General features: G+C 66.4%; 21 protein-coding genes. 11 read left to right on the plus strand and 10 right to left on the minus strand.

Annotated features, from left to right (window positions below):
* Positions 1–192: 192 nt before the first annotated feature.
* Positions 193–2,142, plus strand: coding sequence for a DUF4105 domain-containing protein (locus tag EB084_03795; GenBank protein NDD27371.1), 1,950 nt, complete (start codon positions 193–195; stop codon positions 2,140–2,142).
* Between the two features lie 54 nt (positions 2,143–2,196).
* Here the strand turns inward: EB084_03795 and EB084_03800 are convergent, their stop codons facing one another.
* The 5 genes from EB084_03800 to EB084_03820 all read right to left on the minus strand — a co-directional run bounded on the left by EB084_03800 (position 2,197) and on the right by EB084_03820 (position 7,431).
* The gene (locus EB084_03800) at positions 2,197–3,528 is read right to left on the minus strand and encodes a hypothetical protein (protein ID NDD27372.1); all 1,332 of its coding nucleotides are present in this window, start codon (positions 3,526–3,528) and stop codon (positions 2,197–2,199) included.
* A gap of 137 nt (positions 3,529–3,665) precedes the next feature.
* Complete coding sequence (locus tag EB084_03805) at positions 3,666–4,559, minus strand: serine/threonine protein kinase (GenBank protein NDD27373.1); 894 nt, start codon at positions 4,557–4,559, stop codon at positions 3,666–3,668.
* A gap of 1 nt (position 4,560) precedes the next feature.
* The gene (locus EB084_03810) at positions 4,561–5,289 is read right to left on the minus strand and encodes a DUF4272 domain-containing protein (protein NDD27374.1); all 729 of its coding nucleotides are present in this window, start codon (positions 5,287–5,289) and stop codon (positions 4,561–4,563) included.
* An 84-nt stretch (positions 5,290–5,373) separates the two neighbouring features.
* Positions 5,374–6,711 carry an MFS transporter gene (locus EB084_03815; GenBank protein NDD27375.1) on the minus strand — a complete coding sequence of 446 codons (1,338 nt, stop codon included), beginning with the start codon at positions 6,709–6,711 and terminating at the stop codon, positions 5,374–5,376.
* Between the two features lie 3 nt (positions 6,712–6,714).
* Positions 6,715–7,431, minus strand: a complete 717-nt coding sequence (locus EB084_03820; protein NDD27376.1) for an NUDIX hydrolase — start codon at positions 7,429–7,431, stop codon at positions 6,715–6,717.
* 105 nt (positions 7,432–7,536) lie between these two features.
* Between EB084_03820 and motA the strand changes: the two genes are divergently transcribed.
* The 8 genes from motA (at position 7,537) to EB084_03860 (ending at position 16,974) form a co-directional block, all read left to right on the plus strand.
* Positions 7,537–8,424 carry a flagellar motor stator protein MotA gene (gene motA / locus EB084_03825; GenBank protein ID NDD27377.1) on the plus strand — a complete coding sequence of 296 codons (888 nt, stop codon included), beginning with the start codon at positions 7,537–7,539 and terminating at the stop codon, positions 8,422–8,424.
* Complete coding sequence (locus tag EB084_03830) at positions 8,424–9,590, plus strand: hypothetical protein (GenBank protein NDD27378.1); 1,167 nt, start codon at positions 8,424–8,426, stop codon at positions 9,588–9,590. The genes motA and EB084_03830 overlap by 1 nt, the downstream gene beginning before the upstream one ends.
* Positions 9,591–9,626: 36 nt before the next feature.
* Positions 9,627–11,660, plus strand: a complete 2,034-nt coding sequence (gene glgX / locus EB084_03835) for a glycogen debranching enzyme GlgX (protein NDD27379.1) — start codon at positions 9,627–9,629, stop codon at positions 11,658–11,660.
* A 65-nt stretch (positions 11,661–11,725) separates the two neighbouring features.
* Complete coding sequence (locus EB084_03840) at positions 11,726–12,349, plus strand: hypothetical protein (GenBank protein NDD27380.1); 624 nt, start codon at positions 11,726–11,728, stop codon at positions 12,347–12,349.
* 89 nt (positions 12,350–12,438) lie between these two features.
* The gene (locus EB084_03845) at positions 12,439–13,455 is read left to right on the plus strand and encodes a 3-oxoacyl-ACP synthase III (protein ID NDD27381.1); all 1,017 of its coding nucleotides are present in this window, start codon (positions 12,439–12,441) and stop codon (positions 13,453–13,455) included.
* The gene (locus EB084_03850; protein NDD27382.1) at positions 13,446–14,342 is read left to right on the plus strand and encodes an alpha/beta fold hydrolase; all 897 of its coding nucleotides are present in this window, start codon (positions 13,446–13,448) and stop codon (positions 14,340–14,342) included. The genes EB084_03845 and EB084_03850 overlap by 10 nt, the downstream gene beginning before the upstream one ends.
* A complete protein-coding gene (locus tag EB084_03855) occupies positions 14,339–15,979 on the plus strand; it encodes a hypothetical protein (GenBank protein ID NDD27383.1) in 1,641 nt (546 codons plus the stop codon). Before EB084_03850 ends, EB084_03855 begins: the two co-directional genes overlap by 4 nt.
* Positions 15,976–16,974, plus strand: a complete 999-nt coding sequence (locus EB084_03860) for an NAD-dependent epimerase/dehydratase family protein (protein ID NDD27384.1) — start codon at positions 15,976–15,978, stop codon at positions 16,972–16,974. The genes EB084_03855 and EB084_03860 overlap by 4 nt, the downstream gene beginning before the upstream one ends.
* A gap of 35 nt (positions 16,975–17,009) precedes the next feature.
* On the opposite strand, the gene EB084_03865 is transcribed toward EB084_03860, so the two are convergent.
* Positions 17,010–17,603 carry a hypothetical protein gene (locus EB084_03865; GenBank protein ID NDD27385.1) on the minus strand — a complete coding sequence of 198 codons (594 nt, stop codon included), beginning with the start codon at positions 17,601–17,603 and terminating at the stop codon, positions 17,010–17,012.
* 8 nt (positions 17,604–17,611) lie between these two features.
* Positions 17,612–18,088, minus strand: a complete 477-nt coding sequence (locus EB084_03870) for a hypothetical protein (GenBank protein ID NDD27386.1) — start codon at positions 18,086–18,088, stop codon at positions 17,612–17,614.
* Between the two features lie 207 nt (positions 18,089–18,295).
* Between EB084_03870 and EB084_03875 the strand changes: the two genes are divergently transcribed.
* Together EB084_03875 and EB084_03880 are read left to right on the plus strand one after the other, a co-directional pair.
* Positions 18,296–19,135 carry an alpha/beta hydrolase gene (locus tag EB084_03875; GenBank protein NDD27387.1) on the plus strand — a complete coding sequence of 280 codons (840 nt, stop codon included), beginning with the start codon at positions 18,296–18,298 and terminating at the stop codon, positions 19,133–19,135.
* A 116-nt stretch (positions 19,136–19,251) separates the two neighbouring features.
* Positions 19,252–20,631, plus strand: coding sequence for a hypothetical protein (locus EB084_03880; GenBank protein ID NDD27388.1), 1,380 nt, complete (start codon positions 19,252–19,254; stop codon positions 20,629–20,631).
* Between the two features lie 35 nt (positions 20,632–20,666).
* Here EB084_03880 and EB084_03885 read toward each other — a convergent pair whose 3' ends face one another.
* From EB084_03885 to EB084_03895, 3 genes are all read right to left on the minus strand, one after another.
* Positions 20,667–21,221 (minus strand): hypothetical protein, encoded by a 555-nt coding sequence (locus EB084_03885; GenBank protein ID NDD27389.1) that lies wholly within the window; start codon positions 21,219–21,221, stop codon positions 20,667–20,669.
* 39 nt (positions 21,222–21,260) lie between these two features.
* Positions 21,261–22,133 (minus strand): tRNA pseudouridine synthase A, encoded by an 873-nt coding sequence (locus tag EB084_03890; GenBank protein ID NDD27390.1) that lies wholly within the window; start codon positions 22,131–22,133, stop codon positions 21,261–21,263.
* Positions 22,115–22,904: energy-coupling factor transporter transmembrane protein EcfT (locus EB084_03895; GenBank protein NDD27391.1), on the minus strand; the 790-nt coding region annotated here is incomplete at its 5' end. The genes EB084_03890 and EB084_03895, both read right to left, overlap by 19 nt.

Genomic DNA, 22,904 nt, shown 5'->3' on the forward strand with positions numbered 1-22,904 from the left:
GTCGACTGACGCCGCTGCATCCCACCCCCTCGCTGCGACCGTTCGCCGCGTTGCGCGTGCATCACCGATGGGCTCTCGCATATAGTGCTGGCATCAGACCGGCGGCTGGGTCCGACCGTTTCTCCTCGCACCTGCAGGCGCTGCCGTGAGCGAGTGAAGGGTCGCCGCCCACGTCATCGAGGGGGTCTTCGCATGCTTGTCTCGCCACTTCCGTCCAGGCGTCAGCGCCTGCCCACGCAACCGCTGCCTGTGTCGCCTGCGCTGGGGGACCCGGAACCTCACATCACGGCTTCGGCCGATGACGCGCATGCGGGCGCGGGCTCGGGCCTGGTCGACGTCCTTCGCCCTGCCTCTCGCCTGCTGCAGCTGCGCGCTCTGGCCGACACGCCACGTCTCACGCCTGAGCGGGAGCGCGCCCTCGAGCAGCAGCTGGCGCCGGGGGACATCATCCTCATCACCGACAACTCGCTTCCCATGCTCCAGGCGTCGACCTACGCCCTTCTCGGCACGGGGTACACCCATACGATGATGTATGAAGGGGATGGTCACGTGCTGGAGGCATCGGTGGCCGGCGTCGGCGGAGAGGGAGTGGTGCGCACGCGGCTCGATTCGCGGGTGGGTCGCCAGGTGCTGCTCGAGGTCATTCGCCCGCCCTATCAGAGCAAGACCGACGCGAAGGCGGCCGTCGACTTCTGTGCGTCGAAGGTCGGGCTGCCCTATGACTACACGTTCAAGCTCGACAACGATCGGGCCTACTACTGCACGGCGCTGCTCTATCACGCCTTGCGCGCATGTCCGCACCCCATCGAGGCCCCGCGCGTGACCATCCACGGGCGGCAGGGGGTGGGCCTCGACGCCTTCAAGCAGATCCCCGGCGCTCAGGTCGTGTGCTCTGATCACAGTGAGTTCTGGCGGAACACGTTTGCGCGCTATCCGGAGGTTCTCGGCGCTGCTGTTCTCTCGGTGGCGGCCACCGCGGCAGCCGGATCTCGCAATGTCTCGGCGGCCTCCGCCGTTGCTGCTGCCGTCACCATGGCCGTGTCTGACGCGTGGGTGCGCGCCCACGATCCGCGCACGCCTTCGCCAGAGACACCGCCCGATTCGCGACCCTGGCAGGCCCATCAGCGACCCGCCACGCTCCTCGAGCGCACCGACCCGGGAACCTGGCGCCTGGGGAACGTGCGCTGGGGGGTTGGCGTGCAGGCGGACGGACGCTATGCGGGGGCATTTCTCGATTCGACCATCGATACCCGCGCCGTGCGCGACGTGTGGATGGTGATGGAGCCCTTTCCGCCGGAAGCGGTGGCGGCACATGCGCTGCTCTGCTTCGACGGCGGTGGAGCGCCCGTGGTGAGATCGTCGGACGGGATGACCGATGGGGGGGTCGTGGTGTCGGTGGAGGTTCGCCTTCGCGACGGAGAGCGCTTTGACATGGGGCTGGGGCGTCAGCAGCACTATCCCGTGGTCTATCAGGTGGGTACCTGGCGCGATACCGTGGAGAAGGCGTGCGCGCTGCGTCAGCATCGCCTGGTGCGCTATCGTCTCGACCTCACGCAGGCGCAGCGGGAGGCCCTCTTCAGCCGAGCCCTGGGTGAGGCCGTTCGCGATCGCGCTGACGAGCGCTACGACACGGTCTCCAACAACTGCGTCAACAGCGCGCTTCGCATGATCAACGCGGTGGTCGAGCCCCAGCGACGGGTGACGGAGCGGTTCCTCGGGGTTCCCAACCCAGGGACGTTTGTGCCCACACTCGTGCCCGACGCGCTCGACGCCCATGGGTTGCTGCTCTCTGGGCCTCGCGTGATCACGCTTCCGAGCGCGGGGGCACCACCGCCTCCTGTTGCGCCCGCGCCAGGCCCGGCTTCCTCGGTGGACGCGGTGACACCGCGGTCATCGCAACGCTGGAGCCTCCTGGCCCCGGCCGCCACCGTATCGGCCGCGATTGCCCTGGGCGCTGCGGGAAATCCGGTCGGTCTGTGCGCCACGGCCGCTGCAGGCGTGATTGCTGCGCGCGCGGGACGTGCGGCCGAGCGAGCGGGCACTTGCGTCGAGGAGCCGGCGGAAGCCTGGAGCGCACCGGTCGGACAACGACGAGGCGGTGATCTCGTGTCGCACCCCCTGATCGATCTCCCCACGGAATGACAGACGCCCGTGGCCGTGGGCCACGGGCGTCGTGTCGTTGGAGGCTGCGCGGGGTCAGGCGGCGCGGAGGCGGTCGTCGCCGTCTCCCCCGTCACCATCCCCGCCGGGAGCGGGCGCGCTGTTGAGCGCGCTCTGCACCTTGGCCTGCACTCCCGTCCACTGGCTGTTCTGGGCGAACTGCGTCTCGCCGTAGCCCGAGAGGTCTGATCCGAGCTCGATGCTCACCCCGTGGGCGTCGGGATAGTCGGAGGAGTGCTCCTCGGCGATGACCATCGACGACACGGCGCTCAGCACCCCGTCGGCCGCGGCTTTGAGGGCGTCGCTCGACGAGGGCTCGTTCTTCACGTTCTGGCAGAATGAGGCCAGGTCGCTGTAGTCGTAGAAGCCCTGGGTGTTGTAGTAGATGTCGCTCATGCGGCTGGTGTCGAAGCTGCCGTCCTTGGTGAACTCGGCGGCGAAGACGTCCATCGCGCTCTTGAGGTCTTCGGCTTTCGAGAGGTCGAAGGCAGACATCGTGGGCAGATCGTCCTGCGTGGTCTGGGCGGAGGTCACGGCGGCTGCGGCAACGTCCTTGGGCTCCACCGGCAGGCGCTTGCGGATGGCCTCGTTGAGGCCGGTCAGCAGCTGGGTGGTGAGAATCGTGGAGTAGGGCCATCCGGCAGCCCCCTCGGTCTGCTGGGAGCCGACGATGAAGCTGGCATTGTCCTTCAGCTCGTAGCCCACCTCACCCATGGCCATCAGACAGGCGTCGAAGCCGAGCACGTCGATCTTCTTGCCCGTTGCATCCTGGGCATTCTGCAGCCCTGCGTGAAGCTGGGGAAGCGTCATGAACGTTCCGGCGCTGTCATCCTCGATGCACCCACGCCAGCCGTCACCGTGGTCGTTGACGATGAACATGTAGTGCTCGGCCGGGTAGTTCTTCATGCTCCACTGGATGAAGTCGGACATCGTCTGCGGGTCGGCCATGTCGACGTTGCCAAGCTGCTCCAGCGCGGGCGATGCGATCTCCCCCTCGGGCGCGCTCCCCTTCTGCAGCAGGATGCGCGAGGCCCCTGTGGGATCGCCGAAGTCAAACTGGGTCACCACGTTCACGTCGCTTGTGGAGCCCACCGTCTCGATGTCCTTGATGTTGTGGATCTCGAACGGCAGGAGGTTGTTGTCGGCCGCGCCCCACACCATCACCGTCCACTTCTTGGGGGTGGGATCAGCAGGCGGCTGCGTGCCGTCGTCGGCTTTGGGCGTGGCCTTGAACGTGGGGGCCTTGGGGAGGCTCGGGGTTGCGCCGAGGACGACGCTGTCCCCAGGAACCGCCTGCTTCGGGGTTCCTTCCGCGCGGGGCTGTGCCAGGGGGGCCATGGGCAGGCGGGAACCGATGGACTCGATCATCTCTTTCCTCCATGTACGGCTGCAGACGCTCGGGCGTATGCGCGAGGCGACCCTCTTTCCGTGATTCTTGCATCAAATGCGCGTGAAGTACACGCCAAGGATGTGAACACTTTGCAAGGTTTCAGTCTCGATCCGGGTCAGGGGAGGCCTTTGTGAATCCATTCGCGGCAGGTGGCCAGAGAGCGTCTCGCTGCCGTCGCGGTGGCGAATCGCTGCTCGACGCGCACCTCGACCATGCGCTGCAGCGCGCCTTCGACGTAGGCGGGCACGTCCGGCCGAAGGGATCGCAGCGGCGGGAGGGGGTCGGGCCGGGCCGCGAGGAGCTCGCTCTGACGCACGATGGATTCGATCGGGGTGCGTCCGCTGAGCAGGGCGTAGATGGTTGCGCCCAGGGCATAGATGTCGACCCGCGGGTCGCTGGTGCCCTGTGCCAGGTACATCTCTGGCGCGGCGTACCCCGGGGTGGCCACACCCTCCACGATGGTTCTGTAGCGCCCTCTCGGGTCGGTGGCTTTGGCGATTCCGAAGTCGAGCAGCATCACGCCTTCGGCGGTGAGCATGAGGTTCTGGGGCTTGATGTCCTTGTGGATGACCGGATGTGGCTTCTGCGCGTGCAGGTAGATGAGCGCAGCGCAGACCTGGAGCGACCAGCTCAGCACCGCCATCACGGTTGGTGCGAACGCAGGTCTACCGCTCGCGTTGTCGAGATCGACGAACGTGTCGAGCGTGCGGCCGCTCAGCAGATCCATGACCAGGAAGTGATCGCCGTGCGCTGAGAAGCAGGCGTAGACGCGCGGGATGAACTGATGCTTGAGGCCGCGCAGGGTCTGGGCCTCCCGGACGAAGGCCTCCTCGAGCAGTGCGCGCTCCGCAGGCGCAACGGGGGGGCAGATGAGCTGCTTGAGCGCCACACGGCTGCCCTCGAACTCGAGATCCTCGGCGGCGTAGACGACGGCCATGCCGCCCTGTCCGATGATCTTCTCGACGCGCCAACGGCCCTGCAGGAGCGTGCCAGGAGCGAGAGGGTTCAACTCAGGTGTCGATGGCGGTTTCGTCCCAGTCGGCGGAACGCCCGCACATCCAGTTCAGCGCGAGATATCGCTCTCGCGCAATGGCCGCGCAGGTCGTCGCCTCTTCGGCGGTGAGCTCGCGATACGGCTTTCCGAACGCCATGAGGTCACCACAGGAAGGCACGCTGTCAAAGGCGCCCGCTGCCTGCGCCCGTCCGAGTGCGTTCTGAAGGTTCTGGGGCGCGGGGGCCAGCCCGGAGCGTCGCTGGAGCTCGGCTGCGCGGGAGCGCCAGTGCCAGACCTCGGCAATGTCGCGCTGCCGCTGCAGCACCTCGTCGCTTCGCGCGCTCAGCCGGCCCATGAGGGGGGCCGTCTCCGAGAATACGCCCAGGGTGGGCATCACGTCTTCGAGGGCGAACATCTGATCGTACGGGGCGACGGCGTCGATGATGCCAACGCTCCAGAGCAGCATTCCTACGGCCTCGACGCGCCAGGAGATGTCGGCTACGGCGCGGTCGTCCCATCCGCCCAGCGCGATCTCCATGAGGGCGCTCTCGCGCCTGGAAAGGCGCTCACGCACGCCCTCGCGATCCATCCACTCCCTCAGGAGCGTGTTCAGCTTCTCCACAACGGCGCGAGGCCGCTGCTCGAGGGCAATGGCGCGTTCCAGGTTGTCGCGGAACAGTACCGAGACGAGAGACAAGGCCCGATGGGCCACGGCTTCTGCGGAGGGTCGTGTCTGGGCTTCCATGGGCCATCCTTTCGGCACGCGGGCACACTGTGGTTCTGAGGATGTTTGATGAGGCCCCTGCCTGTCCCTGTCGACGACCTCGTCTCAGTGCGGTGCGTCGCCGAAGCGCCTGCGGTCGTGCGCGTGCCACAGCAGGCTGAGCAGCAGCGCCGAGACCACCCCGCACGCCGTGATCACGCTGAAGCCGGCGTCCCACCCGTATGCATCGACGATGTGGCCGATCCCGGCCTCGGCGCCCACGGTTCCGATGTAGCCGAAGAGTCCCGTAAAGCCGGCGGCTGTTGCCGCGGCCTTCTTGGGAACGCAGTCGACGGCGGCCACGCCGATGAGCATGACCGGGCCGTAGATGGCGAATCCCACGCAGAAGAGCGAGAGCGCGTCGATGATGGGATGTCCCGCGGGAGTCTTCCAGTAGACCAGAACCCCCGCGGTCACCACCGCCATCAGCACGACGGACACCGGGGCCCGCCGTCCCGCGAAGAAGCGGTCGCTCACCCACCCGGACGCCAGCATGCCAGGAATCCCGCCCAGCTCGAAGATGAGCGACTGCCAGCGCGAGCTCGAGGCGACGTAGTGCTTCACCTCAGGCAGGTAGGTAGGCGCCCAGTTGATCACACCAAATCGGACCACATACACGCCCAGGTTCGCAAGGGCGAGGATCCACAGCGTGCGCTGGTTCAGCACGTGATCGAGCAGGATCTCGCGCGCCGACATCTCGCGCTCCCGATCTTCCACCTCGCAGGGGGGGTAGTCGTTGCGGTACGCCTCGATCGGCGGCAGCCCCACCGATTGCGGCGTGTCGACCAGCACGGCCAGCAGCGTCACCCCCAGCATCACCGCAATTGCGCCGGGCACGAAGAAGATGGACGCGGCGGTGGAGAAGAGGGCCAGCGACATCGTGGCGAGGGGTCCGGCCAGGGCGCCTCCGAGGTTGTGGGCCGTGTTCCAGATGCCCATGTACGTGCCTCGCTCGCGGTCGCTGAACCAGTGCGTCATGGTGCGTGCGCACGGCCCCCAGCCCATGCCCTGGAACCAGCCGTTCACCGCCCACGCCGCGATGAGCGCCCACAGTGGCAAGAGGCTGCCGAAGGCCAGGTTGACAAGACCGCTGCCGATGAGCCCGGCGGCCAGGAAGGTGCGTGCGTTCGATCGGTCGGCCAGGTTGCCCATGACGAACTTGCTCACGCCGTAGGTTGCGGCCAGGGCAGAGGCGATGAGTCCGACCTCGCTCTTTCCCAGGTGCAGCGACGACATGAGCAGCGGCTTGGCGAACGCGAAGTTCGAGCGCACGAGGTAGTACCCCGCGTAGCCAGCGAAGATCGCCGCCAGCTGCCGCATTCGCCACGAGGGATACACCCGAGAGGCATCCGGCTCGGGCAGCGGATCGATGAACGGCGCGGGGCGGAACAAGGTCGTGCGCATGGCTCAGCCGCGCGCCGCCCAGGTGATTCCCACGATGGTCTTGGCGTCGACGATCTCGCCGCGGGAGATCATGCTTTCCGCCTCGTCGAGCGAAACCGATATCCAGCGGGCGATCTCGCCCTCGTTCACCCCATCGGCGCCCGTGGTGCAGCCCTCGGCCACGAAGACGTGCATGCGCTCGGTGAGGATGCCCGGACTCGTGAAGAACGTGGCGGCCAGACGCAATGTGCCGCATCGCACGCCGCACTCCTCGACCAGCTCGCGGGCGAAGGCTTCGGCGGGGGTCTCTCCCGGGTCGATCTTGCCCGCGGGAAGCTCCCACAGGTATGCGCCTGCGGGGTGTCGGTACTGCCGCACGAGGATGAGGCTTCCATCGGCCAGGCGGGCCACCCCGCAAACGGAGTCGGGATGCTCGACCACGTCGCGCTCCCGGGGGTTGCCTCCAGGCCTCGCGATGCGGTCATTCCTGACGCGCAGCACCTTGCCGCTGTAGCGCACGGCGGTCTCGATGACCTGGGGTGTCGTCTCTTCCACGGGCGGGTGATCCTCTCTGGCGGAGTGACAGTGTCGGGGGAGCGAACTCTCTGATGGCGGTCTTCGCAGGCGTTCGTTCGCGGCCCTGCCCTGGGTGCGGTTTGCCGATGGGGAGGGTGGATTCGGAACGTCTGGAGGATATCGAGGGAACGGATCCGAAAAATAGGTCAAATGACCGATGTCCATCTCCGACTGGTCGGAGCCGACATCGAAGGTTTCAGGTGGAAGGTGTTGGGGAAGAGCATCCTGTCGGGGAGGCTCACAGGGGGCTGAGAGGAGCGCGTAGGCAGCGTGTACGTCCTTATCGGCTTCGCCATCATTCTCGGCGGTGTGCTGGGTGGCTATGTGCTGCACCACGGCCCGCTTGGCGTTCTCTTCCAGCCCACCGAGCTCCTCATCATCGGGGGCGCCAGTCTCGGCAGCGTCGTAGTCATGACGCCCTTGCACATCCTCAAGCGACTCGTAGGTGAGGTCAAGCACTGCTTCAGCTCGAGCAAGGAGACCAGGGAAGCGGCCTGTGCTCGCCTGGTCACCGTCTACCGCCTGCTCAAGATCGCCCAGTACGACGGTGCCACGGGCCTCGAGCGTCACGTCGAGAAGCCCGAGGAGAGCGAGATCTTCAAGGGAGACCCGGACTTCCTGGCCGATCATCACACCCTCGTCTTCTTCTGCGACACCATGAAGGTGATCATGCTCGGGAGCGTTCCTCCGCACCAGATCGGAGAGCTCACCGACCTGTCCATCGCCACCCACGAAGACGAGAGCCATCAACCCATTGGCGTGCTGCAGAAGATGAGTGACGCCCTCCCAGGCATGGGCATCGTCGCGGCTGTGCTCGGCATCGTGATCACGATGCAGCACATCGATGGCGATCCCGGCGAGATCGGGCACAACGTTGCGGTGGCCCTGGTCGGAACCCTGCTGGGCATCCTCGCGTGCTACGGTTTCGTGGGGCCCATGGCGTCACGTCTCGAGCTCATGCATCGCGAAGATCACGATCGCCTCAAGAGCGTACAGGCGTGTCTCGTGGCCTTCGCAAACGGCAGCCCGCCTCAGGCCTGCGTTGAGTTCGGACGCGCGGCGCTCCCATCTCACGTCAGACCGGAGTTCGATGAGCTCGAGAAGGCTTGCCGCAACTCGAGCAAGATGGTGGCCGCGGGCGGCGACAAGGCGGCCTGATGGCGGGTCCTCCTCCCCCCATCATCATCAAGAAGATCATCAAGGGCGGGCACGGCCACCACGGGGGGTCGTGGAAGGTTGCCTACGCTGACTTCGTCACCTCGATGCTCGCGCTGTTCATCGTGCTCTGGATCATCGGGCAGTCGAAGCAGACCCGCCAGGCCATTGCCGAGTATTTCAAGGATCCGTCGAAGACGCCGGCCGAGATCGTCGCGCTCCTTCAAGATGAGCGCTCCAAGGAGAGAAAGGCGGTCAAGGACCCCTCCCTCCCTCCAGCGGCGGCCCAGGACGTGAAACGCCTCGACGACCTTCAGAAGAAGCTCGAGCAGAAGCTGAAGAACATGAAGACCGACGAAGGGAAGCGGGTGAGCGTCGAGGTGCAGTGGACGGATGACGGCTTGCGCGTCACGCTCCTCGACCACGACAAGGTTGCGTTCTTCGATGTGGGCAATGCGTCGCCCAAGCCGCACACCTGTCGCGTGCTGCGGGCCATCGGAAGGGAGCTGGGCGCGGTGCCGAACCCGGTGGTCATCGAGGGCCACACCGACCGCCGAAAGTTCAGCACCAATGGTGACTACGGGAACTGGGAGCTCTCCACGGAGCGCGGCAACGCGGCACGGCGCCTGCTGCTGAGCGGTGGGCTGCAGCCCAATCGCATCCACGAGGTGCGCGGCTACGCCGATACCCGCCTGCTCCACCCCACCGACCCCTTCGACTCCGAGAATCGGCGGGTGAGCATTCTCGTGCGCTTCCTCGCCAAGTCAGAAGAGGAGAAGGCCGAGCTCTCCAAACGTCTCGGAGGGAAGAGCAAGCCGGATACCTCGAAGCTGCCGGGCGCTCCTCCTGGAAGCGCTCCATCGAAGGCATCGGCCGCCAAAGAGGGACACGACGGCAAGAAGGAAGGCGGCGAGACCAAGCCCGAGGGCCACGAGGCCAAGAACCGAGGGCCACGAGGCCAAGAAGGAGGGAGCCGAGGCCAAGCCCGAGGGCCACGAGGCCAAGAAGGAGGGAGCCGAGGCCAAGCCCGAGGGCCACGAGGCCAAGAAGGAGGGAGCCGAGGCCGCCAAAGAGGGAGCCGAGGCCAAGAAAGAGAGCGGCGAAGCCCACAAGTAGCCCACGATGCACCGGCGCGCCCAGGTCTCGTGTGTACCGCAGGACCGTTGTAGGACGCGCCAGAAATCCGCCTCGTGATCACTCAAGCGATGACACGTTCTGGACACAGCCATCCCCTGGGGGCGACCGTGACCCCCGACGGCGTCAACTTCTGCCTCTTCTCGCGAAACTGTCGCAGCGTCGAGCTCGTTCTGTTCGACCCGTCCAAACCTGACACGCCTTCCCGCGTCATACGTCTCGACCCCCTCCGAAATCGCACATTCTACTACTGGCACGTGCTGGTTCCAGATGTGCCGGTGGGAACGCTGTATGGCTATCGCGTCGATGGGCCGTTCGATCCCTCGGTGGGACATCGCTTCGACGGGACCAAGCTGCTGCTCGACCCCTACGCGCGGGCCGTCCACGTTCCGGAAGGCTACGATCGCGACGCGGCACGGCGTCCCGGGGATAATCTCGCCACCGCCCTGAAAGGGGTGGTGCTCGATCCGGAAGGGTTTGACTGGGAGGGCGACGAGCCGATCTGCAGGCCCCTCTCCGAGACGGTGCTCTATGAGATGCACGTGCGCGGCTTCACGGCAGATCCAGGCTCGAGGGTCTCCGAGGAGCGCAGAGGCACTTATCTCGGACTGATCGAGAAGATCCCGTATCTCGTCTCGCTGGGTGTGACGGCTGTCGAGCTCCTGCCGGTGCAGCAGTTCGACCCCTTCGATGCCCCGCGGGGTCGCATCAACTACTGGGGGTACAGTCCCATCGGTCTGTTCGCCCCCCATGCCGGATATTGTGTCGGGCGCGATCCGCTTGCTCCTTCGCGAGAGTTCAAGACGATGGTGAAAGCGCTGCATCGCGCCGGAATCGAGGTCATTCTCGACGTCGTCTTCAATCACACCGCGGAGGGAGACGAGACGGGGCCGACCCTGTCGATGCGCGGGCTCGAGAACCGCGCCTACTACATCCTCGAAGGGGCGCGGTATGCAAACTACACGGGCTGCGGCAACACCCTGAACGCGAACCACTCCATCGTGCGCCGCCTCATCATCGACTGCCTGCGCAGCTGGGTGAGAGAGTATCACGTCGACGGCTTTCGCTTCGACCTTGCATCGGTCATGTCCCGGGACGAGAAGGGGGTGCCCCTCGAGAATCCACCCATCCTGTGGGAGATCGAATCGGATCCCGTGCTGGCGGGGACCAAGATCATCGCGGAGGCCTGGGACGCGGCGGGGCTCTATCAGGTAGGCACGTTCATCGGTCACAAGTGGGCGGAGTGGAACGGTCATTTCCGCGATGATGTTCGTCGCTTCGTGAAGGGCGACGAGGGAACGGTGTCGCGGCTCGCGCAGCGCATGGTGGGGAGCCCTGACGTGTATGCGCAGCCAGATCGGGATCCGCGTCGGAGCATCAACTTCATCACCTGTCACGACGGCTTCACCCTGAATGACCTGGTCTCTTACAATGACAAGCACAATGCGTTGAACGGGGAGGGGAATCGTGACGGCACCAATGACAATGCGTCGTGGAACTGCGGCATCGAGGGCCTCACCGACGAACCCCGCGTCGAAGCCCTTCGCCTGCGTCAGATCAAGAACTTCCTCACCATCCTCTTCCTGGCGCAGGGCACACCGATGCTCACCATGGGCGATGAGGTGAGGCGCACGCAGGGCGGGAACAACAACGCCTACTGCCAGGACGGACCGCTGAGCTGGTTCGACTGGTCTGCACTCGAGCGCCAGGCAGATGTTCTGCGGTTCACGCGCATGCTCATCGCGTTCGTGAAGGCGCGCCCGGTGTTTGCGTCGCGGCGCGTCTGGACCGATGCTGACGGGGGAGAGCCACAGGCGACGTGGTCGGGCATCGAGATCGGCAGGCCGGACTTCAGCCCCGCATCGCACAGCCTCGCCTGCACCCTCTCGCATTCGGGTTCGGGCGAGACGTTGCACATCTGCCTCAACGCCTGGTGGAACCCGCTCAAGTTCACCCTGCCTTCCCTCGAGAAGGGACGCAGCTGGGTTCGTGTGATCGATACCCATCAGCCGAGTCCAGGCGACATCGTCGCGCCGGGTGAGGCCGCACCGCTTCGCAAACGGGTCGAGGTCGCTCCGAGAAGCATCGTGGTGGCCCTGGCCTGACCCTTTCGCGCGGCGCGGTCACGTCGGGGCAGGACCCGCGTGCCGCCGTCTGTAACCCTTCGTGCATGCCTACTCACATCACTTCGAATCGCTCCTGGCCTCGACTCGTGCTCCTCGTTCTCGTGCTCCTGCTCACCGCGCTTGTGCAGGCGCTGCCCGCGCGCGCAGACGATGAGCAGGACATTCGCGCGCTTCTGGGGGGCGACGTGGCGGCCATGCAGATCTCGGAAGGGTGGGCCCTCGTCGATGTGGGGATCCCGGGCACCAGCTCGATGGAGCAGGTGGTGCTTCGGCGATACAAGGGCCACTGGCGTCGCATCACCACCCCGAGCAGCCTGTCACGTGGCGAGGTGCTCGCGCTGGGAATGTCTTCTACCGTGGCGAACGAGCTCGGCCTCGGTGAACCTCCCGATGATTCCATCTCCGCGCTTCAGACGGCCATGCAGAAGGCCGGCCTCACACACGGGAAGTTCAACATCGCTTCCTTCCGCGGCGGGTTCCTCGCCCTCACGACAAACGACGTGCATGACGGCTTCCACATCTGGGCCTGGAACGGTCGAACCTGGAAGCCCTTCTTCGCTGTCGAGCCCAAGGCGTCTGGCGCTGTCATCAACAAGGCCTTCGACGATCACGGCATCCCACGTTACATCGAGTACCGCCTCCTGTTCGGGCGGGGGGGCAGCCACTGACATCGGGACCTGACCTGAGCCGGTCTTGAGGAACGAGAAGGGGGCGCAAGAGGACTGCGCGACACCTGCGCCAATATACGCTCACCACCATGCTGCATGCCAACGTCTGTCTCGAAGCCATCGGCTACGAGCTGCCTCCAAATGTCGTCTCATCAGAGTCCATCTACGATGAGCTCTCTCCTACCCTCGAGCGCCTCTCCATCCCGGCAGAGGGCTTGCAGGCGCTCACCGGCGTCGAGGAGCGCCGTTTCTGGGATCGCGGGCATCCCATTCACCTGGCGGCGGCGCAGGCCGCACGCGTCGCGCTCGAGCGCGCGTCACTCGACCCGCAACGCGTCGGTGTCCTGATCAGCACCAGCGTCTGCCGAGACTACGTCGAGCCCTCTACGGCGGCGCTCGTCCACGGCGAGCTCGGTCTCGCCTCGGAATGCCTCAACTTCGACCTGGGCAATGCCTGCCTGGCCTTCCTGAACGGCTTGTCGGTGGCCGCGGATATGATCGAGAAGGGGCAGATCGAGGCGGCCCTGGTGGTCGATGCCGAGAGCGCGCGCGACGTCACCGAGGCAACGGTTCAACGTCTCCTCGATGAGAACGTCGACGGCGACCGCCTGCGAGAGCAGTTCGCCGCACTCACGCTGGGCTCTGGCGCGGTGGCCGCGGTGCTCACCCATCGCTCGATCTCGAAGAGCGGTCATCGCCTGACCGGTCACGTCGCACTGGCAGACACCCGCTACAGCCGCCTGTGCCTGGGAACCCCCACCGAGATGGTGACCGATCACAAGATGCTGCTGCAGGCGGGTGTCGACCTCGCCCGCCGCACGTGGGAGAAGGCGCGTGCGGTCTTCGGCTGGACCGCCGAGGCCATCGACCTGTTCGTGTGCCACCAGGTCACGGCGACCCACCACCGTGCCGTGTTCGAGGCACTCGGCCTCGACATCCGCAAGTCATTCATCACGTTCCCGTTTCTGGGGAACGTGGGACCAGCATCTGTTCCGCTGACGCTTGCGCTGGCCCTCGAACGCGGACGGGTCAAGCCGGGCGATCGCCTGGCGCTGATGGGCATCGGCAGCGGTCTCAACTGCTCGATGCTGGAGGTCTGGTGGTGAACCTTCCCGCACAGATCGCCGCGCTCTACCCCTTCGAGCCACGAACCCTCGATCTCGACGGCATTGCCTACCGCTACGTCGACGAGGGGAACGGGGAGCCCCTGCTCATGGTGCACGGCAACCCCACCTGGTCGTTCTACTACCGCGATCTCATCAAGGCGTTCAGAGGCTCTCACAGGGTGGTGGCGCCCGACCATGTGGGGTGCGGGCTCTCTGACAAGCCCCAGGTCTATCCGTACACGTTGGCGCAGCACATCTCGAACCTCGAGCGCCTGGTGCTCTCGCTCGATCTCAAGGACATCACGCTGGTGGTGCACGACTGGGGGGGCGCCATCGGCTTCGGCATGGCCGTGCGTCACCCAGAGCGCATCAAGCGCGTGGTCATCTTCAACACGGCCGCCTTCCACGTCGACGTCATGCCGGTTCTGCTCCGCGTCGCGCGACTGCCCGTCATCGGCGATGTGCTCATCCGGGGTCTCAATGCCTTCGCCGGTCTGGCGACCCGTCTGGCGATGGGGCATCACGAGCGAATGACGCCCGCGGTGAAGGCGGGGTATCTCTTTCCCTACGACTCGTGGGCGAATCGAATCGCAACCCTGCGCTTCGTGCAAGACATCCCCCACGGCCCTTCGCATCCCACCTGGTCAACATTGGCGGAGGTAGAGTCCGGGCTTGCGCGTCTTGCTGATCGCCCCGCGCTGATCGTGTGGGGGATGCGCGACTGGGTCTTCTCGCCCCGGTTCCTGCGTCGCTGGCTGCAGCGCTACCCATCGGCTGAGGCCCACAGGTTGCACGATGCGTCGCACTATGTGGTGGAGGATGCCACAGAGCGCATCGTGGACTGGATGCAGACCTTCCTCGCGCAAGGCTCGGTTCTGCACCGATGACGGCGGTCACCCACCGCTCGTTCAACACGGCCTCCTTCCTGGCGCGGGCCGTGGAGGCCCACGGTGAGCAGCGCGCGCTCATCTACAAGGAAGGGGGGCGTCATGTCTCCCTCTCGTTTCGGGCGCTCGAGGAAAGGGTCGACGGCTACGCCAGAGCCCTGGTGAGTCGCGGCGTGTGCCGGGGGCAGCGGGTGCTGGTCATGCTGCGCGGAGCCGATTTCGTGGCCGTCACCTTTGCGCTGTTCAAGATCGGGGCGGTTCCCGCACTCATCGATCCCGGGATGGGGCTGTCGGGCGTTCTCTCGTGCATCCGACATCTCGAGCCACACGTGCTCATCGGGGTGCCCGCGGTGATGCTCATCGCCACGCTCTTCTCGAAGAGCTTTCACACGGTGCGCCTGCGCTTTGTCGTCGGTCGCTTCCCCGGCGCGCAGCGTCTTGTCCCGGAAGGCGGCGCGCCCGTCTCCCTGGCGCCGACCGAGGCCGATGAGACGGCTGCCATCTTGTTCACAAGCGGCAGCACGGGGCCCGCGAAGGGCGTGATCTATCGGCACGGCATCTTTGAGGCGCAGGTCGAGGCCCTTCGACAGATGTATGCGTTCGAGCCCGGCGATATCGATGTCCCGGGCTTTCCCTTGTTCGCCCTCTTCTCGACGGCGCTCGGACAGACGTGCCTGCTGCCGGACATCAACCCATCTCGTCCGGGGACGGTGGATCCCCGCAATGTGGTCGATGCGGTGATCGAGTTCGGGGCGCACTCCCTGCAGGGATCTCCTGCGATCTGGAGGCGCGTGGGCGAGCACTGCCGCCGTCACGGCATCCGGCTGCCCACCGTGAAGCGCGTGCTCACCTTCGGCGCGCCCATCTCCGTCGAGCTCCTCGAGACCTGGCGTGATATCCTGTCGCCGCAGGCGCAGGTCCACACACCCTACGGGGCCACAGAAGCCCTTCCCATCGCCACCATCGGCAGCCACGAGGTGCTCTCTGATACCGCCGCGGCGACCGCGCGAGGCGCCGGAACCTGTGTGGGGAGACTTGCGCCCGGGACGACGGCGCGCATCATCCGCATCAGCGATGATCCGGTTGCGCAGTGGTCTGACGGGCTTGCCGTGCCTCATGGAGAGGTGGGTGAGATCGTTGTGTCCGGAGACGTGGTCACCTGGGCGTATGATCGGCTGGAGCAGGCCACGGCGGCATCGAAGATTCACGAGGGAACGCGCGTGTGGCATCGCATGGGCGATCTGGGCTACTTCGACGCGGTGGGTCGGCTCTGGTTCTGTGGTCGCAAGGCGCACCGCATCGAGCGCGACGGCAAGCGATGGTTCTCGGTGAACGGCGAGGAGATGGTGAATGCCCATCCGGGCGTGGCGCGCAGCGCGCTTGTGGGCGTGGGGGAGCCTTCCCGTCAGGAGCCTGTGCTGCTGATCGAGCCCCGATCACCCGTTCGGGGTGCACAGGCCGACCGTCTCTGTCGTGAGTCGCTTGCGTTGCTTCACGCTGATCCGACCTACCACCCGGTGGAGCGGGTTCTCATCCATCCTGCTTTCCCGGTCGACCCCCGCCACAACGCCAAGATCCATCGCGAGGAGCTGGCGGTATGGGCATCACGGGTTCTTCGTCGGAGGCCGCCTGCGTGAGAGCGCTCGTTACGGGTGGGGGAGGGTTCGTGGGCAGGGGAATCGTCGAGCGGCTCCTGGCGCGCGGGGACGAGGTGGTGGTGCTGGCGCGGGGAGCGTATCCGGACCTCGAGTCTCGAGGCGCCAGCCTCGTGCGCGCTGATCTCACCGACGCGGTGAAGGTTGCCTCGGCGTGTCGAGGGTGCGACGTGATCTATCACGTGGCTGCGCGAGCCGGGATCTGGGGGGGGTACGATCTCTTCCATCGCCCCAATGTCGACGGGACGCGCAACGTTCTTGCCGCAGCAAGAGCCGCCGAGGTGCCCAGACTCGTCTACACGAGCTCCCCGAGTGTCACGTTCGATGGACGTGACGCCGAGAACGCGGACGAGCGGCTGCCCTATCCCGCACGTTTCGAGAATGCCTACTCGTCGACCAAGGCGCAGGCCGAGCAGATGGTTCTCGAGGCCGCTCGTCAGGGAGAGCTGGCCGTCACGGCGCTTCGGCCGCACCTGATCTGGGGCCCCGGTGACAACCACCTCATCCCCAGAGTGGTCAAGGCGGCCCGGCAGGGGCGGCTCGTGCAGGTAGGCGACGGTGAGAACCTCGTCGACATCACCTACATCGACAATGTGGTCGATGCCCACATCCTCGCGGGTGACGCGCTGACCCGCGCGCACCCGGCGAACGGACGGGCCTACTTCGTCAGCAATGGGGAGCCCGTCTCGCTGTGGCGCTGGATCAACCAGCTTCTCGAGCGCCTGGGCATCGCTCCCGTGCGACGGCGCATCTCCGTGACGGCGGCGCGGCACCTCGGTGGTGTGCTCGAGTCGGTGCATCGCTTTCTGCGCCTGCCCGGCGAGCCTCGCATGACCCGCTTCCTGGCTGCTCAGCTTGGAACGAGTCACTGGTATGACATCTCGGCCATTCGCCGGGATCTCGGCTATTCGCCCCGGGTTGGTGTTGATGAAGGGCTCGAGCGCCTCGTGGCCTGGTTGCGCAGCACCGGCAGCTGACCCTCGATCCGGCGGGCGAGATGGCTCGCGGCGGGTCACGGGTGTGCGCGCTGGAAGGCCTCTCCCTGATTGAAATCGCGCTCTCCCAGGCCGGTCCGGTCGACGCTCGCGCCACGCGCGGTTGCGTACCTGCCCACGGCGAACCCGGTACGGTTCACGCCGTACATGCAGTGCACATAGACGTCGCCCTCGGAGAGGGCTTCCTCGATCTGCTTCAGCAGCGAGGGGTCGAGGGCGCTCATCGAGAGGTAGCGGCTCGAGGCGGTGGAAGCCGCCTTCTTCTCGGCGTCCGGAGACAGCCGGCCTCCTTTTCCGCTCAGGTCGTCTTCGAATGGCGGATGGCGCAGATCGAGCAGGGTGACCCGGACCCCTCGTGCGCGGGCAGAGGCCAGCAGCGCCGCCAGGGTGTCCGGTCGGGGCGCGCCCCCTCTCCACAGGCGGTGGCCGTTGGCGAGGGTCACGAGGTGGACGTTGAAGCCTGGCGGCGGCGCGGGCCCCTTCTGCGTGTCGGTTGACGCGGAGCTCGCGGTGGCGTGGGGAGGGGCGGAAGACGGTGGGGCCGCCACCGCTGGGGGGCAGGTGAGGAATGCACCGAGCAGGAGCACGGCCTCGGGGCGCGGCAGGCGCATGCGATGCGTCAGAGACCCTGCGCGTGCAGGCAGGTCAGGGTTCGGCTGTCGATGCCGAGGCCGCGAAGGCCGGGATCGGAGAAGACGTGACCCAGCATGCGTCCGAGCCAGAGGTCGCGATGCCGTTGCAGCAGCACCCAGACGGGGCCGTAGAGGTCGCTGCCCCACGGGTCGAGGGCGACGATTCTCACCACCGCCCAGCGCTTGCAGGCCCCTCCGCTCCGCGCGGTGGCGGGGTCGCAGCGGTACAGACGCTCGCCTCGCGCATCATAGAACCACGTCTTGTCTCCCACGGTGACGGCGAGCTTGGCGACCTGGACCGACGTTCCCAGGCTGTAGGCCGCGAAGTGAGCGGCTGCGTCAGCGAGGGGGTTGCGCGGGATCTCGCGGTGCGGGGTCGCCCGCGCGCACGGGGTGACGATGAGTGAGGCCATGAAGGCGGCAAGAATGAGCAGACGTCGCATGGCAGGCGAGTTTCGCGTCATGGCGCTCGCACGCCTGCTCGGTCGTGGTGGTGCCCCGTCGTTGCGAGACGCGCCCCGGTGAGAAGCGCTGGCAGGGACGCGGGTATCATGCGAGGGCGACGCACCCAACGCAGGAGGGGATAGGGCAAGGATTGAACCGACCTCACCCCACCCGCCCTGCGAGCCAACGGCTGTCGGCGGGAGAGCCGACAGCGTGGAGGAGGCACCTTGAACACGCCTTTTCATCCGGACTTTCGCACGGGGCACATGCAGACGGGCGGCAGCATCGTCGGAGACGTGCGCCTCCACTGTGGCGTTCCCTCGGTCCCTCTCGGCAACCAGCGCGACATCGTGGTCTGGCTGCCCCCTGGCTACTGGGAAGATCGTCAGCGCCGCTACCCGGTGCTGTTCCTGAACGACGGACAGAACGTCTTCGACAATCGCACCTCCGCGTTCGGCGTCGACTGGGGCTTTGATCACTACGGCGACGTGCTCGCGCGTGCCGGGGAGATCGAGCCCTGCATCATGGTCGGCATCTACAACACCGACGCGCGCATGGCCGAGTACACGCCTCCCTGGTCAGATCGCCCTGGCACAGGCAATGTGGAGTCGTACGCCACCTTCGTCGTGGCCGAGCTCAAGCCGTTCATCGATGCGACCTATCGCACCTTGCCGGATCGAAACGGCATCGTCGGCTCGTCTCTTGGGGGGCTCTGCGCGCTCTATCTCGGATTTCGCCATCCGACCTTGTTCACGCGGGTCGGGGCTGTCTCTCCGTCGCTCTGGTTCGGCCAGGGGATGCTGCTGCGGATCATCGACGAGGCCCAGGGTCTCAGGGGGCCAGAACGTCTCTGGATCTGCGCGGGAACGCATGAGGGGCGTCGGCCGGGCAGCGATTTCTCGTACACGATAGCAGGGATTCGACGATTGCGGGAACTACTGGAGGCAAAAGGGTACGCCGAGGGCTGGTCGCTGTTCTACCACGAGGCCGAGGGGGGGCGTCACGACGAGGCATCCTGGAGCCTGCGCGTTCCGCACCTTCTGCGCGCCCTCTATCCCTCGAGATGAGTTGATGGCCTTCCGTGAGACGAGCGCTGCTGATTGCCGCAATCTGGTTGTCGTGCCTGGGTCTGTCCTGGGGAGAGCCTGTTCCGTCTGCAGAGGTCACGCCACAGCCCTCGCCGTTGCGCACCTTCACCTGGAGCGCGGACGCCGACCTGCGCATGCTGGGTCAGTCGTGGAGCTGGTTCACGCCCACCGCACCCTTTGATGGGGCCTACTCGTTCCTCGGCGAGCGCCTGCGAGCCCGCGTGCGCTGCAAGGGAGAGGGATTCGGGGCCCTGTTCGAGCTTCAGGAGAATGCCCTGCTCGGCCTTCCCACCCACGCCGTCGCTCCCGCGCCGCAGGGCCAGCTCGGCCTCGGGGCATCGTATGCGTCAGTCGCCCAGCGGCCGTCCATCTCGTCGCTGGGGCTGCGTCAGGCCTTGTTGCGCATCGGCAGGCCGGACGACGTCGTGCTCCAGTTCGGGCGCATGGAGTACGCGTCCGGCATGGAGGTGCCCAACGCCGACGATCCGATTCTCAACTGGATGAAGCGCGCTCGCATCAAGGATCGCCTGATCGGCACCTTTGACTTCTCTGAGTTCGGGCGCACCTTCGATGCGGGCCGTCTCGACGTCGATGGTGAGTTCGATCACTTCAGCGCGTTCCTCGCCTGGCCCACGCAGGGTGGGTTCGAGTCGCACTTCGCCACCGAGATGCCGCGGGTGCGCGTCAGCAACGTGGCCTGGACCTTCAAGCACTCCCTGCGCCTTCCGGATTCAGAGGCCCAGGTGTTCTGGATGCGCTACGACGATACGCGAAATGTGCCGTTCGTCGATAACCGCCCCATTCCGCGCCGCGGCGTGGTGAGCACCCAGGGGGGCATCCACATCGACAGCTACGGGTTCCACTTCGTCAGCCGTCTCGGGTCTCAGGGAGACGCCCTCGCCTGGTATGCCCACCAGACGGGCAGGTGGGGCACGCTCACCCACAAGGCCGACGCCTACGCCGTCGAGCTCGGCTGGCGCCCCAAGGATGTGGCGTGGAACCCGTGGTTTCGCGTCGGGCACGCGTACATGTCAGGCGACCCCAATCCCAGTGACGCGCAGCACAACACGTTCTACTCTCCGCTGCCCACGGTGCGCGCCTACGCGCGATTTCCGTTCTATGGGCTCATGAACCTCGATGACAGCTTTGCCCAGGTGCTGCTCGCGCCATGGAAGGGAGGAACGGTTCGGTTCGACGCCCACGCGCTGTCGCTGGCCAGCTCGGCCGATCTCTGGTACGCCGGATCCGGGGCGTTTCAGGAGAACGGCTCGTTCGGCATGGCGGGGCGCCCATCGGGCAGGAAATCCGGACTCGCCACGCTGCTCGACGCCAGCATCGAGCACAGCTTCGATCAGAACAACAAGCTCAGCCTGTACTTCGGGCGCGCGTTCGGGGGAAGCGTCATCAAGTCCATCTATCCACGCAACGCAAACGGTTCGATGCTGTTCCTCGACTATTCCCTGCGGCTGCCGTGAGCCGTTCGAGGGAGCGCCGCCGCCACGTTCAGCGTTCAGTAGCGGTAGATGTCGACTGACGTGCCGGAGGGCGAGGACATCTGCACGTCGCGGGTCTCGCTGTAGCCGTTGGCCCACGTGACCTGGACCTTGTAGTACTTGCCTACGCGCGCGTCGTTCATCTTCCATGAGTATTCGGGCCAGCCGCCTCCGAAGCTCTGGTAGGTGCGATGGCCGTAGTTGCCCACCTCGTAGATGCGGATCTGCTGCACGGGAACGAACTTGTTGCCCTCGTAGAACCCGTGCGCCTTGGCCGTCAGGGGGCCGCTCTGTCCGGTGCTGGGCTTGTCGGGATTGGTGGGGCGACCTTGCTGCGAGCGCTGGGCTGCCCGACGCAGGGCCTCCTGCTTCGCCTCGACGAGCTTGCGCATCCAGGCGTCGAGGTCTCCCTGCGTGGCATTGGCTCCCGGGGGAGCGATGATCACCGAGTCTTGCGGCATCGGCACGGGGGTGGTGGCAAAGGGGGCTCCGGAGAAGCCCTGCTGCTCTCGGGTTACCTGACCGTAGAGGGCCTGGGTTGCCTGCGCTGTCAGTGAGCCGATGCCGTCCATCGATGTCCGTCCTGCTTTCCGCTTTGCTCTTTCATACGATTATAGCCTGGAGATCTGAAATTCATCTGAAAAACCGGGCGCGCTCCTCAGGGCGGCCCTCACCGCGGCGGGATACTCGACGCGCACGAGGCAGAGCCCGTGAGGTGGGGCTGCCGCCGACGATTCCCGGGGATCGCGCGAGCGGAGCACGCGCGCCATCGTGTGCGGCGGGCGTAGGCCGCTTCCCACGTCGACGAGGGTGCCCGTGAGCATGCGCACCATGTGTGGCAGGAAGGCGTCGGCTTCGAGCTCGATGCAGAACAGGCGGGCCTCGTCGAGCGCCGCGCGCAGATGCGATCGGGCGTCGCCCTGCGGCGGCTGCGGCGCGACTACCTCGAAGCGATGCAGCGTGCGGAAGAAGTGTGCCATCTCGCCCCCCGCCTGGAAGGCGCGGAAGTCGCGACGTCCCAGAAGGCTGCTCGCCTCGCGCTGCATCAGCTCGACATCGAGGTCTCGCCAGACGTGCCAGCTGCGTGGCGCAAGCATCGTTCTCGGGCGCGGCTCTGCCAGGAGGTGATACTGGTAGATACGTCTTGCCGCGCTGTGGCGGGCGTGAAACCAGGCGGGAGCCTCCCACGCTCCGCTCACCGAGAGACGGCCATGGGCCTTCATCCACAGGGCGCGCGCCACGGTCTCCAGGGGACGGCTGCTGCGGGTGCGCACGTGAGCGAACTGCCCGATGGCGTGAACGCCCGTGTCGGTGCGCCCGGCGCACACGCACTCCACGGGCTCGTCGAGCACCTGCGAGAGGATCGACTCGAGCAGCCCTTGCACGGTCTGCAGCCCGGGGTCGCGCTGGCGCTGGAATCCGCTGAAGGGCCCGCCGTCGTACTCGATGCGGAAGACCAGGGTTCTCATGGTCCGCCGGGCCACCGCAGACCGTCGAAGGCCGACAGGGCCAGTGCCAGTGCACCCACGCCCCACACCGCGATCAGATCGATGCCGCTGCCTCTGATCTCGCACAGGCGAGTGCGCCCCACACCGCGGTAGCACCGTGACTCCATGGCTTCCGCCAGCGCTTCCGCGGCGTGGAAGGCCTGTACGAAGAGCGGCACGAGCACGGGCACCAGCGCGCGAGCGCGGGAGAGCAGCCGACCTTCGTTCAGGCGCGCGCCCCGGGAGATCTGGGCCTTCATGATCTTGTCTGCATGATCGGCCAGGGTGGGGATGAAGCGAAGGGCGATGCTCACCGCCGTCGAGAGGTCGCTCGTGGGCAGCCCGATTCTCCGAAACGGGGAGAGAATGCTCTCGAGGGCGTCGGTGAGGCGCACGGGCGAGGTGGTGAGGGTGAAGAGGGAAGTCAGGAGATACAGGCTGAGGAGGCGGGCGCTCATCAGCAGGCCGTGCTGCAGCGACTCCCGGGTCACCGCGATCGGTCCCAGGCGAGCGATCACATCCTCCCCCTGTCCGAACAGGGCGTTGGCGAGCAGCGAGAGCGCGACGAGGGGAACCACGGCGCGAAGGCCTGACACGAACCATCGCATGCGCAGGCCAGCAGCGCCTGCGCCGACGATGGCTGCCGCGCCCGGCAGCAGGGCGGGGACGACGTGCTGGCAGGTGAAGGTCGATGCCGTACCGATGGCCAGAATCCCCAGCTTTGCCCGCGGATCGAGTCGGTGGGCGAGGCTTGCGCCGGGTACGTAC

Source organism: Pseudomonadota bacterium (assembly GCA_010028905.1).
Taxonomy (GTDB): Bacteria; Vulcanimicrobiota; Xenobia; order RGZZ01; family RGZZ01; genus RGZZ01.

Excerpts from the sequence above, each read along its gene's own strand:
- EB084_03795 (NDD27371.1), top strand. The coding sequence starts at position 193 with ATGCTTGTCTCGCCACTTCCGTCCAGGCGTCAGCGCCTGCCCACGCAA.
- EB084_03800 (NDD27372.1), bottom strand. The coding sequence starts at position 3,528 with ATGATCGAGTCCATCGGTTCCCGCCTGCCCATGGCCCCCCTGGCACAG.
- EB084_03810 (NDD27374.1), bottom strand. The coding sequence starts at position 5,289 with ATGGAAGCCCAGACACGACCCTCCGCAGAAGCCGTGGCCCATCGGGCC.
- EB084_03815 (NDD27375.1), bottom strand. The coding sequence starts at position 6,711 with ATGCGCACGACCTTGTTCCGCCCCGCGCCGTTCATCGATCCGCTGCCC.
- EB084_03820 (NDD27376.1), bottom strand. The coding sequence starts at position 7,431 with ATGGACATCGGTCATTTGACCTATTTTTCGGATCCGTTCCCTCGATAT.
- EB084_03830 (NDD27378.1), top strand. The coding sequence starts at position 8,424 with ATGGCGGGTCCTCCTCCCCCCATCATCATCAAGAAGATCATCAAGGGC.
- glgX (NDD27379.1), top strand. The coding sequence starts at position 9,627 with ATGACACGTTCTGGACACAGCCATCCCCTGGGGGCGACCGTGACCCCC.
- EB084_03840 (NDD27380.1), top strand. The coding sequence starts at position 11,726 with ATGCCTACTCACATCACTTCGAATCGCTCCTGGCCTCGACTCGTGCTC.
- EB084_03845 (NDD27381.1), top strand. The coding sequence starts at position 12,439 with ATGCTGCATGCCAACGTCTGTCTCGAAGCCATCGGCTACGAGCTGCCT.
- EB084_03855 (NDD27383.1), top strand. The coding sequence starts at position 14,339 with ATGACGGCGGTCACCCACCGCTCGTTCAACACGGCCTCCTTCCTGGCG.
- EB084_03865 (NDD27385.1), bottom strand. The coding sequence starts at position 17,603 with ATGCGCCTGCCGCGCCCCGAGGCCGTGCTCCTGCTCGGTGCATTCCTC.
- EB084_03870 (NDD27386.1), bottom strand. The coding sequence starts at position 18,088 with ATGACGCGAAACTCGCCTGCCATGCGACGTCTGCTCATTCTTGCCGCC.
- EB084_03885 (NDD27389.1), bottom strand. The coding sequence starts at position 21,221 with ATGGACGGCATCGGCTCACTGACAGCGCAGGCAACCCAGGCCCTCTAC.